Origin of the sequence: Calidifontimicrobium sp. SYSU G02091 (assembly GCF_022631395.1) — a bacterium.
Lineage (GTDB): Bacteria > Pseudomonadota > Gammaproteobacteria > Burkholderiales > Burkholderiaceae_C > Calidifontimicrobium > Calidifontimicrobium sediminis.
This window is the reverse complement of record NZ_JALBGB010000013.1, coordinates 1-13,009: the sequence shown is the minus strand read 5'-3', so window position 1 is coordinate 13,009 and position 13,009 is coordinate 1. Positions and strand designations below refer to the sequence as shown.

Here is a 13,009-nt window from a genome sequence, read left to right as displayed (position 1 = left end):
GCGTCAGGCGCGCACGACGATCGGGAAGGTCGCGCGCACGCCGTCGGCGGCGGGGCGGAACGGCACCGTGATCAGCGCGCGCTCGTCGTCGCGCAGCCGCCGCCACAGGAAGTCGCGCTCGTTGCCGGGGTCGCCCTCGACGTAGAGCTGCGTCGTCAGCAGCTCGCGGGCACCGAGCCGGACCTTGACGTGGATGTGCGGCGTGCGTCCGCTGTAGGGCACGGGGCGCAGCGTGCGGAAGCGCCAGCGCCCGTCGGCGTCGACCGGGGTGCGCCCGAAGCCCTGGAACGCCGGGTCGTGGCGACGCGGGTCGCCGGGGTGGTTGTAGACGCCATCGACGTCGCACTGCCAGATCTCGACGACCGCGCCGCGCACCGCACGTCCGTCGAGGTCGACGACGCTGCCCTCCACCGTGGCCGGCGTGCCGCGCGTCGTCACGAGCGCGCCGTGGCGCAGCAGGTCGGCGTCGTGGTCGTCGGGGATGTCGAGCGGGTAGAACGGGCCTTCGGTCTGCGACGGCGTCGGCCGCAGCGGGCGCGACTGCGCGAGCGCGCCGGGCCAGACGGCTGGCGCGCCGATCAGCGCGGCACCGGCGGCCAGGTGCAGCACGCGGCGGCGGGGGATTTCGGTACGCATCGACGGCTCCCGGTGGCCTTGAACGGCCATTGTGAGCCGCGGGCCGGCGTCCGGTTCCGCGCGGGGTCAGAACGGCGGCGGCGACTCGAACGCGACCGCGCCGCCACTGGCCGGGTGCGCGAACGCGAGGCGCGTGGCGTGCAGCAGCAGCCGCGGCGCCGCGGTGGCGACGCCCGGCGGCGCGTACAGCATGTCGCCGACGATCGGGTGGCCGAGCGCCTGGAGATGCACGCGCAGCTGGTGCGAGCGGCCGGTCACGGGTTCGAGCGCGAGTCGCGTCGTGCCCACGCGGTGCGCCAGCACGCGCCAGCGCGTCAGCGACGGCTTGCCACGTTCGCGGTCGACGACCTGGCGCGGCCGGTTCGGCCAGTCGGCGGCCAGCGGCAGGTCGATCTCGCCGGCCTCGCCGGCCATCTCGCCGGCGACCACGGCCACGTAGACCTTGGCGACCTCGCGCGCCGCGAACGCGCGCGACAGCGCGCGCTGCGCCGCCGCGCCGCGCGCGAACACGACGAGGCCCGACGTGGCCTGGTCGAGCCGGTGCACGACGAGCGCGTCGGCGAAGCGCTCGCGCACGCGCGCCCACAGGCAGTCGGCCTTGTGCTCGCCGCGGCCGGGCACCGCGAGCAGCCCGGCGGGCTTGTCGGCGACGACGAGCGCGTCGTCGGCGTGGACGATCACCGTCAGCCCGTCTGTGCGAGCAGCCGCGCACGCTCGCGCAGCTTGTCGATCGCGCGGTCGAGCACGCGGCGCTCGTCGGCGTCGAGCGCGTCGAGCAGGAAGGCCTCGCGCGCGCGCGCCAGCGGCGCGATACGGCGGAAGAGCGCGCGCCCGGCCGGCGTCAGCCGCAGCACGCGCGCGCGCCGGTCGCCCGCGACCTGCTCGCGCCCGACGAGCCCGTGGGCCTCGAGCCGGTTGACGGCGCGGCTGACCTGCATCTTGTCGAGCGTCGTGTGCGCGATCACGTCGCCCGTCCTCATCGGGCCGCCGGCCAGCGCCGCGAGCACGCGCCACTCGTCGCGCGTGAGGTCGAAGCGCTCGCCGTAGACGTCGGCGATCGCGCGGCTGACGGCCTCGGCCAGCACCGCGAGCCGGTAGGGGAAGAACTGCTGCAGGTCCATGCGCCGATGGTAACGAAAGTGACGGAAAGGCCCGCGCTGACGTGCATTTGATCCAGCGCAAACTTTGTTATCTGCAATGCGGGCCCTGGTATCGTCGTGCCATCACCAAGATCGTCACAAGCGTTACGATTGCGCGCCGACTGAGGAGACCCCGATGCTGATCCGCAAGATCCACCACGTCGCGTACCGCTGCCGCGACGCCAAGCAGACCGTCGACTGGTACCGCGAGCACCTGGGCATGGAGCTGATCCTCGCGATCGCCGAGGACCGCGTGCCGTCGACGAAGGCGCCCGACCCGTACATGCACCTGTTCCTCGACGCCGGCGGCGGCAACGTGCTCGCGTTCTTCGAGCTGCCGAACTCGCCACCGATGGGCCGCGATCCGAACACGCCCGACTGGGTGCAGCACATCGCGTTCGAGGTCGACAGCGTCGAGACGCTCGAGAAGACGAAGGCCAGGCTCGAGGCTGCCGGCATCGACGTGGTGGGCATCACCGACCACGTGATCTTCAAGTCGATCTACTTCTTCGACCCCAACGGCCACCGCCTCGAACTCGCCGCGCCCACCGGCACGCCCGAGATGTACCGGCGCCTCGACGAGGTCAAGCACGCGATGATCGACGAGTGGAGCCGCACGAAGCGCGCGCCGCGCCACGCCGCGTGGTTGCACGAGGGCGAGTTCGCCGATGTGGCTGCCGACTGACGCGGAGGGCGCGCGATGCTCAAGACCTACACCTGGCCCAAGTTCGCGTACCGGCAAAGCGACGAGCAGAAGAGCGGGCGGCCGCAGCGCCACCCGGTGGTCGTCGTCGGCGCGGGGCCGATCGGGCTGACGGCCGCGCTCGACTGCGCCAAGCGCGGGCTCGACGTGGTCGTGCTCGACGACAACGACACCGTCAGCGTCGGCTCGCGCGCCGTGTGCTACGCCAAGCGCCCGCTCGAGATCTGGGACCGCATCGGCCGCGACGGGAGCGGCGCACCGACGCTCGGCGAGCGCTTCGTCGAGCGCGGCGTGAGCTGGAAGCTCGGGCGCGTGTACTTCCGCGACGAGCTCGTCTACACGTTCGACCTGCTGCCCGAGGCGCATCACAAGATGCCCGCGATGATCAACCTGCAGCAGTACCACCTCGAGGAGATGCTGGTGGCCGCGTGCGACGCGCACCCGCGCATCGACCTGCGCTGGAAGCACCGCGTGCTGAGCCTCGCGCAGCACCCCGACCACGTCGTGCTGCAGGTCGAGACGCCCGACGGCATCTTCCGCACCGAGGCGCAGTGGGTCGTCGCGTGCGACGGCGCCAACAGCGAGCTGCGCCGCATGGTCGGCGCCGGCTTCAGCGGCCAGTTCTTCCAGGACCGCTTCCTGATCGCCGACATCGTGATGAAGCGCGACATGCCCGCCGAGCGCCGCTTCTGGTTCGACCCGCCGTTCCACCGCGGCCAGAGCGTGCTGCTGCACAAGCAGCCCGACGACGTCTGGCGTGTCGACTTCCAGCTCGGCTGGGACGCCGACCCCGAGGTCGAGAAGCAGCCCGAGCGCGTGCGCCAGCGTGTGCGCGCCGCGCTCGGCGACGACGTCGAGTTCGAGCTCGAGTGGGTCTCGGTCTACCAGTTCGCGTGCCGGCGCATCGACCGCTTCCGCCACGGCCGCGTGCTGTTCGCCGGCGACGCGGCGCACCAGGTGTCGCCGTTCGGCGCGCGCGGCGCCAACACCGGCGTGCAGGACGTCGACAACCTCGCGTGGAAGCTGGCCTACGTGATCCAGGGCCTCGCGCCCGAGTCGCTGCTCGACAGCTACCACGACGAGCGCGCGTGGGCGGCCGACGACAACCTGCGCGCCTCGACACGCTCGACCGACTTCATCACGCCGAAGAGCCGCGCGAGCCGCCTGTACCGCGACGCCGTGCTCGGGCTGGCCAAGACCGAGCCGTTCGCGCGCCCGCTCGTCAACAGCGGGCGGCTGTCGACGCCGACGCCGTACCTGCACTCGCCGCTGAACACGCCCGACGAGGCCCACTTCGGCGGCACGCTGCGGCCGGGCAGCGTGTGCGCCGACGCGCCGGTCCAGGCCGGCGGGCGCCGCGGCTGGCTGCTCGAGCACCTGGGCGAGGGCTTCACGCTGCTGGCGTTCGGCCGCCGCCCGGCCACCGACGCGGTGCGCTGCGGCGGCGTCGAGGCGCGCGTGCTGCACGTGGGCAGCGACGTGCACGACGTCGACGGCGTGCTCGCCGAGCGCTACGACGGCCGCCCCGGCACCGTCGTGCTGATCCGCCCCGACCAGCACGTGGCCGCGCGCTGGCGCGGCTTCGACACCACCGACATCGAGGCCGCGCTCGCGCGCGCGCTCGGCCACGCGGCCTGATTCGCCCCACCCACGGAGACGACGATGCCCCTGATCCGCGAGCCCCATATCGCCGACCCCGACGGCTTCTACGAGGAACTGATCGCCAGCCAGCGCGACCTCGACGACGAGCAGTGCGCGCTGATGAACGCGCGCCTCGTGCTCGTGCTGGCCAACCACGTCGGCGATCGCGACGTGCTGCGCGAGGCGCTGCGCGTGGCGCGGCCGGTGCCATGAGGATCCCCGTGGGGCCAACCCGTCTTCGGGCAGGCCGGTGCGCCGTCTGAGGTGCGCCCTCTAACCGCGGGCCGGCACGCGGCCCGCGGATCGGCTACATTACGGGCACAGACATACCAAGACCGTTTCCACAAGGTCTTTTCAGCTTTACCGCCCCGGGGCGCTGTCCCCGACGGCCGGCCTGGTTTGAATCTCCCGCCTGGCGTTTCTTGAGTGTTTCTGTCCTCGCTCGGGGCGTGCTCGCGTGTTCGCGTCGCGCACAGGAGCGGGGTTTCGTCATCCACTTTCACTCGAGGAAAACTCCATGAGCACCACGCAAACCGGCATCGTCAAATGGTTCGACGACGGCAAGGGCTACGGCTTCATCACGCCCGACGGCGGCGGCAAGGACCTGTTCGCCCACTTCAGCGAGATCCGCGCCGACGGCTTCAAGAGCCTGCAGGACAACCAGCGCGTCGAGTTCGAAGTCAAGCAGGGCCAGAAGGGCCTGCAGGCCGCGAACATTCGCCCGCTGTAAGTACCGTCTCGCACCGGGACACGAAAACCGCGGCCGAGGCCGCGGTTTTTTTCTTGGGCACGCAGGCGATAGCGGCTCGGCAATGACGACGGGGGCCGCAGCCCCCGCCCGGTCGCCGTCGCGCGCCGCATCCGGCGCGGCGCGTCAGTGCCGCTGCTGGATGCCGGCGATGGCCCAGTTCGCACCGTCGGCCTTGACGAGGTGCCAGACCTCGTCGAACGGCTGCGCGTCGGCGCCCTGTTCCTCGCGGATCAGGCCGTGGAAGCGAACGCTCACGACCTGGCGCTCGGCCTCCTGCGCGACGTCGAGCACTTCGGCGTCGACGCGCACGACGTCGGTGTGGTTCGGCGCGGCGCCGCGCTCCTGCAGGTCCAGCCGCACCGACGCGAACAGTTCGGGCGTCGTGAACTGGCGCAGGTCGTTCAGGTCGGCGGCGTCGTGGGCGGCCTGCATGCGGATGAAGATCATCTTCGCGATGCGCTCGAAACCGTCGCGGTCGAAGTCGGCCGGCACCGACGCGGCCGCTGCGCGTGCGCCGGCCACGGGCATCACCGGGTCGGCGGCGGCGCCGGGCTGCACCGGCGCGGGGTTCCACGCCGGCGTCGGCGCGCCCTGCAGGCTGCTGCGCGCCATCGCGCCCTGCGCACCGCCGGCCGGGCCGGCAGCAGCCGTGGCGAGCTGCGGCGAGCCGCCGGCGAAGCGGCGCATCAGCAGCCGCACGACGACGAGGGCAGCCACCGCCAGCAGCGCGATCATCAGAAAGTTCGCCAGTTCCTCGCCGAAGCCCAGGTAGCTCGCGAGCGCGGCGATGCCCAGGCCGGCGGCCAGGCCGGCGACCGGCGCCATCCAGCCCGGGCGGCTGGCGGCGGCCGCCCCCGCCGCACCGGTGGCGCCAGCGGCGGCCGGCGCGGCGGCGGTGGGCGCCGTCGTGGGCGCGTCGGGCGTGGCGTTGCGCTGCGCGGGCATGTCGCGCTGCATGCCGCTGGACTTCCCGCCGCCGAAGCGCTTGGCTTCGGCCTCGATCGGGGTGAACACGGCGGCCAGGCCGGCCACGGTGGCGGCGATCAGCCAGTTCTTCATCGTCGTCGTTTCCTCGGTGTGTCGTGGTCGGGTCGGCGAACCCCGGGCGGGCCGGGGACAGCGGCGCGGATTGTGGCCGCCACGGTTCGGATGCGCGGCAGCGCGCGGAAGTTCCCGCCGCCGCCGTGCGGACTCGGCGCTCGGGCATCATCCGCCCCCGGTTGGTGCGGCGGGAGGCGGTCTTGGTCGATGGGCTGTGGTGGGTGCTGGCGGTGGCGCTGATCGGTGTCGGCGTCGCCGGCACCGTGCTGCCGGCGCTGCCGGGCACGGCTTTCGTGCTCGCGGGCATCGTGCTCGGCGCGTGGATCGACGGCTTCACGCGCGTCGGCGCGGTCACGGTGGCCGCGTGCGCCGTGCTGGCGGCGCTGGCCTTCGTGCTCGACTACGTCGCCGGGCTGCTCGGCGCGAAGAAGGTGGGCGCCAGCCGGCAGGCGGTGGCCGGCGCGGCGGTGGGCACCGTCGCCGGGGTGTTCATGGGGCTGGTCGGCGTGCTGTTCATGCCGCTGGTGGGCGCGGCGCTCGGCGAGTACCTGGCCGGGCGCGACCACCGCCGTGCGGCGCACGTCGGTGCGGCGACGTGGCTCGGCATCATGGCCGGGCTGGTGGCCAAGGTGGTGATCGCGTTCGCGATGATCGGTCTGTTCGTCGTCGCGCTGGTGTTCTGATGAAGGTGCTGCGGCACTTCGCGATGGTGGCCACGCTGGGCGCCGCGCTCGCTGGCGCCGGGGCCGTGCGCGCGCAGACCGGCACTGCGCCGCCCCTGCCGCCGCAGCCGGCGCCGCAGCGCGTCGAGATCACCGGCGCGCGCGCCGGCGACGAGCAGGAGCGCCGCGAGTCGACGGCGGCGAAGATCGTCGTCGGCCGCGACGAGATCGAGCGCTACGGCGACGCGACGGTGGGCGACCTGCTCAAGCGCCTGCCCGGCGTGACCGCCGGCAGCGGCGGCAGCCCGCGCATGCGCGGGCTCGGCAGCGGCTACACGCAGATCCTGCTCGACGGCGAGCGGCTGCCGCGCGGCTTCTCGCTCGACGCGCTGAGCCCCGAGCAGATCGAGCGCATCGAGGTCTACCGTGCACCGACCGCCGAGACCGGCGCGCGCGCGATCGCCGGCACCGTCAACATCGTCACGCGCGAGGGCTTGCGGCGCCGGCTCAACGAGGTGAAGCTGAGCGTCGGCACCGTGGGCGCCGGCGCGCAGCCCGAGCTGAACTTCGCGCGCAACGACAGCGCGGGCGACCTGACCTACAACCTGTTTGGCGCGCTGTTCCGCAGCCAGGGCGCCGGGCGCAGCGTGACGACGACCACCGTCGAGGCGCTCGACGACGGCGAGCTGCTGCGGCTGGACCGCGAGACGTCGACGAGCCACAGCGAGCGCCAGGGGCTGCGGCTGGGGGCCCGGGCGCAGTGGCGGCTCGGCGACGGCACCTCGCTCGTGCTCGCGCCGTTCCTGGTCCGCTCCGCGAGCGACAGCGCGTCGCGCTCGACGCTGGTGCGCGACGTCGGCGCCGAGCCGGCGCCGTACGCGACGAGCGCGAGCGACGGCGAAGGCACGTTCGCGCTGACGCGGCTGAACACGCAGTGGCGGCACCTGCTCGGCGACGGCACGCGCCTGGAGTGGAACCTCAACGGCTGGCACACGCGTTCGACCGCCGAGGGCCGTCGCGTCGAGTTCGATGCCGACGGCGTGCCGCTGCGCACGCGCGACGACGCGAGCGACGCGATGCAGCGCACGCTGACGGCGTCGGTGAAGGCGCAGCGCCTGCTCGACAACGGCCACCAGCTCGTGGCCGGCGCCGAGGCCGAGGCGCAGCAGCGGCGCGAGTCGCGCACGCTGCGGCTCGACGGCGTGCCGCTGGCGGCCGACGTCAGCGGTGGGCTCGACGCGCGGCTGTCGCGCCGCGCCGTCTACGTGCAGGACGAGTGGCAGGCCACGCCGCAGTGGGCCTTCAACGCCGGGCTGCGCTGGGAGGCGATCACGGTGCGCGGCGCCGCCGCCGGCGACGAGCCGGCGCCGCGACAGCGCAGCGTCGTGCTGACGCCGCTGCTGCACGCGGTGTGGAAGCCCGACCCGAAGGCGCGCGACCAGGTGCGCGTGAGCGTCACGCGCAGCTACCGCACGCCGTCGCTCGCGCAGCTCGTCGCGCTGCCCGCGATCGACACCACGTTCCCGCCGCCCGGCACCAACGACCCGACGCGCCCCGACCGCGTCGGCAACCCGGCGCTGCGCCCTGAGCTGGCCACCGGCGTCGACGTCGCGTTCGAGCGCTACCCTGCCGGCGGCGGCGTGCTCAGCGCGGGCGTGTTCCACCGCCGTATCGCCGACCTGATCCGCACGCGCACGACGCTCGAGACGGTGCCGTGGGCCGACGCGCCGCGCTGGGTCAGCCGCCCGGCCAACGTCGGCGACGCGACGACGCAGGGCCTCGAGCTCGAGGCCAAGGGCCGCTGGCGCGACCTCGTCGCGGCCTGGGGCGGCGACGCCGACGCGGCGCCGCGCGTGGACCTGCGCGCCAACGCGAGCGTGTACCGCTCGCGCGTCGACGGCGTGCCCGGCCCCGACAACCGGCTCGACGAGCAGCCGGGCGTCACGGCCAACGTCGGCGCCGACTGGCGCGTGGCCGGCTGGCCGCTGACACTGGGCGGCAACCTGAACTGGACGCCGGGCTACCGCACGCGGCTGTCGGCCACCGAGTGGGTCGAGGTCGACACACGGCGCGTGTTCGACGCCTACGCGCTGTGGACCGTGAGCCCGGCGCTGGCGTGGCGGCTGTCGGTGGGCAATGCGTGGCCGCGCGACACGGAGTCGCTGCGCGCCGTCGCCTACGACGACGTGCGGCAGACGGCCACCACCGTCACGCGCGGCGTCGTCAGCTGGCAGCTGCGGCTGGAGATGAAGCTGTAGCGTCGCCGGTGCTCAGCCCGAACTCGCGCGCGAGCAGCGCATACGAGTGCCGGCGCACCGCCGGGTCGTGCGCCCAGGTGTTGACGACGAGTTCGTCGAGCTGCAGCTCGGCCGCGAGCGCACGCAGCGCCTCGGCGACGCGGTCGGCGCGGCCGACGAAGGCCTTGCGGCGCATCGGCTCGAGCTGCGCGAGCTCGTCGGCCGTGAAGCCGCGGCGCGCGACCTCGTCGGGCGGTGCGATCGGCTGCAGCACGCCGCGCGCGCGGTCGAGCCGCCAGCGCTCGCGCGACAGCGCGTGGTGGCGGGCTTCGTCGTCGCTGTTGGCGGCGAGCGCCCACACGCAGATCGTGGCCCGCGGCCTGGGATGGCGCTCGCTCGGCCGGTACAGCGTGCGGTACAGGTGCAGCGCCTCCTCGACGCCGCGCCCGTCCATGAAGAAGTAGGCGAATGCGTACGGCAGCCCGAAGTGCGCGGCGAGCTGCGCGCCGTAGTCGGAGCTGCCGAGTATCCAGACCTCGGGCGCGCGCTCGACGCCGCTGCCCTCGGGCGGGCGCGGGTGCGCGACGGTGCCCTGGTGGCGCTCGCCGGCCACCCAGCGCAGCAGGTCGTGCACCTGCTGCGGGAACGCGTCGGCGGCGTGGTGCGCATTGGGGTTCAGCGCCAGCGCGGTGCGCATGTCGCCGCCCGGTGCGCGGCCGACGCCGAGGTCGATGCGCCCGGGCGCGAGCGCGTCGAGCACGCGGAACTGCTCGGCGACCTTGAAGGCGCTGTAGTGCGGCAGCATCACGCCGGCGCTGCCGATGCGGATGCGCCGCGTGCGCGCCGCGATGGCCGCCATCACGATCTCGGGCGCGGTGCCGACGATGGTGGGCAGCGCGTGGTGCTCGCTCGCCCAGAAGCGGCGGTAGCCGAGCGCTTCGGCGTGCGCGGCGAGCTCGACAGTGTCGCGCAGCGCGTCGTCTTCGCCACGCCCGGCGCAGGCCACCGACTGGTCGAGGATCGACAAGTGCATGGCCGCGCATCCTGCCACGGCGGCGGGACGGCAATGAAAGAGGGGCGGCTCGCGCCACCCCTTGCGATCACGGGCCGTTGCGGCCGCTCACATCGGCGGCAGGATCACGGTGTCGATCACGTGGATCACACCGTTGTCGGCCGCGATGTCGGTCTTGACGACGTTGGCGTCGTTGACCTTCACGCCGCCCGTGGTCGAGACGTTGATCGCCGCGCCCTGCACCGTCTTGACGGCACCGGCCTTGACGTCGGCGGCCATCACCTTGCCCGGCACGACGTGGTAGGTCAGCACCGCGGTCAGCTTGGCCTTGTCGGCCAGCAGCGCGTCGAGCTGCGCCTTCGGGATCTTCGCGAACGCCTCGTCGGTCGGCGCGAAGACAGTGAACGGGCCCTTGCCCTTGAGCGTGTCGACGAGGCCTGCAGCCTGCAACGCAGTGGCCAGCGTCTTGAACTGGCCGGCGGCGACGGCGGTGTCGACGATGTCCTTGGCGTGCGCCGACAGCGCGGCCAACGACACGGCAGCGACGAGGGTGGTGCGGGCGATGAGCTTCTTCATGGGGACTCCTGGGTGAAGAGGTCGGTTGACGCGGGGAGGAGACAGCAGCCCGGTGCGTCGGGCCGGGCGTGCGGGGGCCGTCAGTTCGGTGCAGGGATCAGGACCTGCGTGATGACGTGGATCACGCCGTTGCTGGCGCGCACGTCGGTGGCGGCGATCGTGGCATCGGGGCTGCCGGCGTCGTCGTCGATCAGCGTCAGCGGCAGCGTGTTGCTCGGCACGGTCAAGTTGCTGCCGCTCAGCAGCGTGGGCACGCTGGCCGGCTTCGGGAGTCCGAGCACGTCGGCCGCGCGGAAGGCGCCCGAGGCCACGTGGTAGCGCAGGATGTTCCCGAGGTTTGGCGACCCCAGCAGGTCGTTGGCGCTGATGCCGAGGCGAGCCAGCAGCGCAGTGAAGGCGTCGTTCGTCGGCGCGAACACGGTGAACGGACCGGCGCTCTGCAGGCCATCGACGGGGCTGTCCAGACCGGCCGTCGTCACGGCGGCCACCAGCGTCGAGAAGGCCGGATTCAGCGTGGCCATCTGCACGACGGTCAGCACACCGGGCGGCACGAGCACCTTGTCGATCACGTGGATCACGCCGTTGCCGGCGTCGACGTCCGGCGTCGTGACACTGGCCGCCACGAGCACCTCGTCGGTGACCGTCACGCCACCGGTCGTGCCGATGGCCAGCGTCGCCGGGGTGCCCTCGAACTCGTACAGCGTCGGCTCGTCGCCGGCGGTCAGCTGCGCGGCGGTCTTGCGCGCCGGCAGCACGTGGTAGCTCAGGATCTTGGCGAGCGTCGGGCCGTCGAGGGCCGCGACCATCGCCGTCGCGTCGGCGAAGCCGAGCGTCGTCGCGAGCGCGTCGAAGGCCGCGTCGGTCGGGGCGAAGACGGTCAGGTTGGCGCTGGTGTCGCTCAGTTCGTCGACCAGCCCCGCCTTGTCGGCGGCCGCGACCAGGGCGGAGAAGCCGCTGGCCGTGGCGACCGAGGCAATGGTCGTCGGCGTTGCGGGAGGATCGTCGTCGTCGCCACCGCCACAGGCGGCCAGGAACGCGACGCAGGAAGTGGCCATCAGGTACTTCAGCCAGCGGTACATCGGTGACTCCTTGATCGAGCTCAACTGCTCGGATGCGGAAGTTACCGAAGAGTTCAGTATCAGAACTAACTGGTCTAAAAGTGACCACACGGTACGTGCGGAATTGCACGACCCGGACGGCAGGCTTCGGACGCGCTACAGCACCACCGCCGACACGCACGCGAAGTAGATGACCAGGCTCAGCACGTCCTGCACGATGGTCGCCAGCGGCCCGCTGCCGTAGGCCGGGTCGGTGCCCAGCCGCGCGAGCGCCCACGGCAGCATCAGCCCGAGCACGGTGGCCAGCGCGCTCGCGCCGGCCAGCGCCAGCCCGACCGCCGCGGCCAGCCGCGCGTCGCCGAACGCGAGCCACACCAGCGGCCACGCCGCGAGCGCCAGCACGAGGCCGATCAGCAGCCCGGTGCGCAGCTCGCCGCCGAGCAGCCGCGCGACGCCGATGCGGCTGAGCGACAGCCCGCGCACGACCACCGCCTCGCTTTGCGTGCCGATCGCGTCGGCCAGGTAGACCAGCGCCGGCACGAAGAACGCGATCGCCGGCACCGCGGCCAGCGCGGCCTCGAAGCGGCTGACGACGAAGGTCGCGACGACGCTGCCGCCGAAGCCCACCAGCAGCCACGGCAGCCGGTGGCGCGCGCGGCGCAGCGGCGGCTCCTCGAGTGCCTCGACAGCGCGTTCGGTCTCGCGCGAGATGCCGGCCAGCCGGTGCAGGTCCTCGACGTGCTCGCGGCGCAGGATGTCCATCAGCGCGGTCGCACCGGCCACGCCGAGCAGGTGGCCGGCCGCATCGACCACCGGCACCGCCGACAGGCCGTGCTCGATCGCCAGCGACACCATCTGCTCGCGGTCGGCATCGGCGCGCACGACCGGCAGGTCGAGCCGCGCGAGCGTGCGCACGCGTGCGTCGTCGGCGCTGGCGAACAGCCGTGCGGTCTCGACGCTGCCGACGAGCCGCCCGGTGTCGTCGACGATGCAGACGATTTCGCCGGGCGGCAGCGCCGCCTCGCGCGCTCGCGCGCGCACGGCGCCGACCGACTCGTCGACCGTGGCGACGAGCCACGGCGGCTCGATGTGGGCGGCGGCGACGTCGAGGTGCGCGCCGGTGGACTCGATCGACGCCATCGGGCGTGCTCCAGGCAGTGGGCGGTCGCGCCGATTCTGCGTGCGCGGCGACGGCAGACGGCGGCACAGCGGCGGGGTCCGCTGTCACGGAACCGTCATCATGTCTCCCTACCTTGAGGGGTCAGATGGGAGAGGAGCGGATCGACATCGTCGAGGTCGGGCGCGGCCGGGGTTGGGTGCGCGTGCGCGTGCGCGGACTGCTGCGCAACGACGTGCTCGCGGCGCGGCTGCATCCGCCGCGCGAGGCCCGCTGGACGGTGAGCGCGGCCACCGGCACGGTGCGCCTCGAGACGGCCGACGCCGCACTGCAGGCGCAGTGGCTCGCGCTGATCGCGCGCGCGCTGCGCGCCGATGTCGCGGCGCGGGCGCCCGCGCCCATGCCCGCGCTGGCGGCGGTGGGTGCCGTCCCGCCA

15 protein-coding genes are annotated in these 13,009 nt (G+C 73.4%); 7 read left to right on the top strand and 8 right to left on the bottom strand.

Annotated features, from left to right (window positions below):
* Positions 1-3: 3 nt before the first annotated feature.
* The 3 genes from MOJ79_RS09685 to MOJ79_RS09675 all read right to left on the bottom strand — a co-directional run bounded on the left by MOJ79_RS09685 (position 4) and on the right by MOJ79_RS09675 (position 1,757).
* A complete protein-coding gene (locus MOJ79_RS09685) occupies positions 4-636 on the bottom strand; it encodes a protocatechuate 3,4-dioxygenase (protein WP_241923971.1) in 633 nt (210 codons plus the stop codon).
* Between the two features lie 66 nt (positions 637-702).
* Positions 703-1,317: an RluA family pseudouridine synthase gene (locus MOJ79_RS09680; RefSeq protein WP_241923970.1), complete on the bottom strand. Its 615-nt coding sequence runs from the start codon at positions 1,315-1,317 to the stop codon at positions 703-705.
* 2 nt (positions 1,318-1,319) lie between these two features.
* A complete protein-coding gene (locus MOJ79_RS09675; RefSeq protein WP_241923969.1) occupies positions 1,320-1,757 on the bottom strand; it encodes a MarR family winged helix-turn-helix transcriptional regulator in 438 nt (145 codons plus the stop codon).
* 154 nt (positions 1,758-1,911) lie between these two features.
* Here MOJ79_RS09675 and MOJ79_RS09670 point away from each other — a divergent pair, with 154 nt between their 5' ends.
* From MOJ79_RS09670 to MOJ79_RS09655, 4 genes are all read left to right on the top strand, one after another.
* A complete protein-coding gene (locus MOJ79_RS09670) occupies positions 1,912-2,460 on the top strand; it encodes a VOC family protein (RefSeq protein WP_241923968.1) in 549 nt (182 codons plus the stop codon).
* Positions 2,461-2,475: 15 nt separating this feature from the next.
* Positions 2,476-4,116 carry an FAD-dependent oxidoreductase gene (locus tag MOJ79_RS09665; protein ID WP_241923967.1) on the top strand — a complete coding sequence of 547 codons (1,641 nt, stop codon included), beginning with the start codon at positions 2,476-2,478 and terminating at the stop codon, positions 4,114-4,116.
* 24 nt (positions 4,117-4,140) lie between these two features.
* On the top strand, positions 4,141-4,332 hold the full coding sequence (locus MOJ79_RS09660; RefSeq protein WP_119353604.1) for a DUF2783 domain-containing protein: 192 nt from the start codon (positions 4,141-4,143) through the stop codon (positions 4,330-4,332).
* A 304-nt stretch (positions 4,333-4,636) separates the two neighbouring features.
* Entirely contained in the window at positions 4,637-4,849 is a 213-nt protein-coding gene (locus tag MOJ79_RS09655) for a cold-shock protein (RefSeq protein ID WP_119287826.1), read from the top strand.
* Positions 4,850-4,993: 144 nt separating this feature from the next.
* On the opposite strand, the gene MOJ79_RS09650 is transcribed toward MOJ79_RS09655, so the two are convergent.
* Positions 4,994-5,929, bottom strand: coding sequence for a Tim44 domain-containing protein (locus MOJ79_RS09650; protein ID WP_241923966.1), 936 nt, complete (start codon positions 5,927-5,929; stop codon positions 4,994-4,996).
* Between the two features lie 182 nt (positions 5,930-6,111).
* Here MOJ79_RS09650 and MOJ79_RS09645 point away from each other — a divergent pair, with 182 nt between their 5' ends.
* A complete protein-coding gene (locus MOJ79_RS09645; RefSeq protein WP_241923965.1) occupies positions 6,112-6,594 on the top strand; it encodes a DUF456 domain-containing protein in 483 nt (160 codons plus the stop codon).
* On the top strand, positions 6,594-8,831 hold the full coding sequence (locus MOJ79_RS09640) for a TonB-dependent receptor plug domain-containing protein (protein WP_241923964.1): 2,238 nt from the start codon (positions 6,594-6,596) through the stop codon (positions 8,829-8,831). Before MOJ79_RS09645 ends, MOJ79_RS09640 begins: the two co-directional genes overlap by 1 nt.
* Here the strand turns inward: MOJ79_RS09640 and MOJ79_RS09635 are convergent.
* The 4 genes from MOJ79_RS09635 to MOJ79_RS09620 all read right to left on the bottom strand — a co-directional run bounded on the left by MOJ79_RS09635 (position 8,797) and on the right by MOJ79_RS09620 (position 12,596).
* The gene (locus MOJ79_RS09635; protein ID WP_241923963.1) at positions 8,797-9,843 is read right to left on the bottom strand and encodes an LLM class flavin-dependent oxidoreductase; all 1,047 of its coding nucleotides are present in this window, start codon (positions 9,841-9,843) and stop codon (positions 8,797-8,799) included. The two genes, MOJ79_RS09640 and MOJ79_RS09635, sit on opposite strands and share 35 nt — an antisense overlap.
* A gap of 87 nt (positions 9,844-9,930) precedes the next feature.
* The gene (locus MOJ79_RS09630; RefSeq protein WP_241923962.1) at positions 9,931-10,398 is read right to left on the bottom strand and encodes a fasciclin domain-containing protein; all 468 of its coding nucleotides are present in this window, start codon (positions 10,396-10,398) and stop codon (positions 9,931-9,933) included.
* A gap of 80 nt (positions 10,399-10,478) precedes the next feature.
* A complete protein-coding gene (locus MOJ79_RS09625; protein ID WP_241923961.1) occupies positions 10,479-11,477 on the bottom strand; it encodes a fasciclin domain-containing protein in 999 nt (332 codons plus the stop codon).
* A 135-nt stretch (positions 11,478-11,612) separates the two neighbouring features.
* Positions 11,613-12,596 (bottom strand): magnesium transporter, encoded by a 984-nt coding sequence (locus MOJ79_RS09620; protein ID WP_241923960.1) that lies wholly within the window; start codon positions 12,594-12,596, stop codon positions 11,613-11,615.
* 125 nt (positions 12,597-12,721) lie between these two features.
* On the opposite strand from MOJ79_RS09620, the gene MOJ79_RS09615 reads away from it, so the two are divergent.
* Positions 12,722-13,009, top strand: a 288-nt coding sequence (locus tag MOJ79_RS09615; protein WP_241923959.1) for a hypothetical protein, incomplete at its 3' end; no start/stop codon positions are given.

What these genes read in the sequence shown, in the direction of transcription:
- MOJ79_RS09685 (WP_241923971.1), bottom strand. Translation starts at nt 636, where the DNA reads ATGCGTACCGAAATCCCCCGCCGCCGCGTGCTGCACCTGGCCGCCGGT.
- MOJ79_RS09675 (WP_241923969.1), bottom strand. Translation starts at nt 1,757, where the DNA reads ATGGACCTGCAGCAGTTCTTCCCCTACCGGCTCGCGGTGCTGGCCGAG.
- MOJ79_RS09670 (WP_241923968.1), top strand. Translation starts at nt 1,912, where the DNA reads ATGCTGATCCGCAAGATCCACCACGTCGCGTACCGCTGCCGCGACGCC.
- MOJ79_RS09665 (WP_241923967.1), top strand. Translation starts at nt 2,476, where the DNA reads ATGCTCAAGACCTACACCTGGCCCAAGTTCGCGTACCGGCAAAGCGAC.
- MOJ79_RS09660 (WP_119353604.1), top strand. Translation starts at nt 4,141, where the DNA reads ATGCCCCTGATCCGCGAGCCCCATATCGCCGACCCCGACGGCTTCTAC.
- MOJ79_RS09655 (WP_119287826.1), top strand. Translation starts at nt 4,637, where the DNA reads ATGAGCACCACGCAAACCGGCATCGTCAAATGGTTCGACGACGGCAAG.
- MOJ79_RS09650 (WP_241923966.1), bottom strand. Translation starts at nt 5,929, where the DNA reads ATGAAGAACTGGCTGATCGCCGCCACCGTGGCCGGCCTGGCCGCCGTG.
- MOJ79_RS09640 (WP_241923964.1), top strand. Translation starts at nt 6,594, where the DNA reads ATGAAGGTGCTGCGGCACTTCGCGATGGTGGCCACGCTGGGCGCCGCG.
- MOJ79_RS09635 (WP_241923963.1), bottom strand. Translation starts at nt 9,843, where the DNA reads ATGCACTTGTCGATCCTCGACCAGTCGGTGGCCTGCGCCGGGCGTGGC.
- MOJ79_RS09630 (WP_241923962.1), bottom strand. Translation starts at nt 10,398, where the DNA reads ATGAAGAAGCTCATCGCCCGCACCACCCTCGTCGCTGCCGTGTCGTTG.
- MOJ79_RS09625 (WP_241923961.1), bottom strand. Translation starts at nt 11,477, where the DNA reads ATGTACCGCTGGCTGAAGTACCTGATGGCCACTTCCTGCGTCGCGTTC.
- MOJ79_RS09620 (WP_241923960.1), bottom strand. Translation starts at nt 12,596, where the DNA reads ATGGCGTCGATCGAGTCCACCGGCGCGCACCTCGACGTCGCCGCCGCC.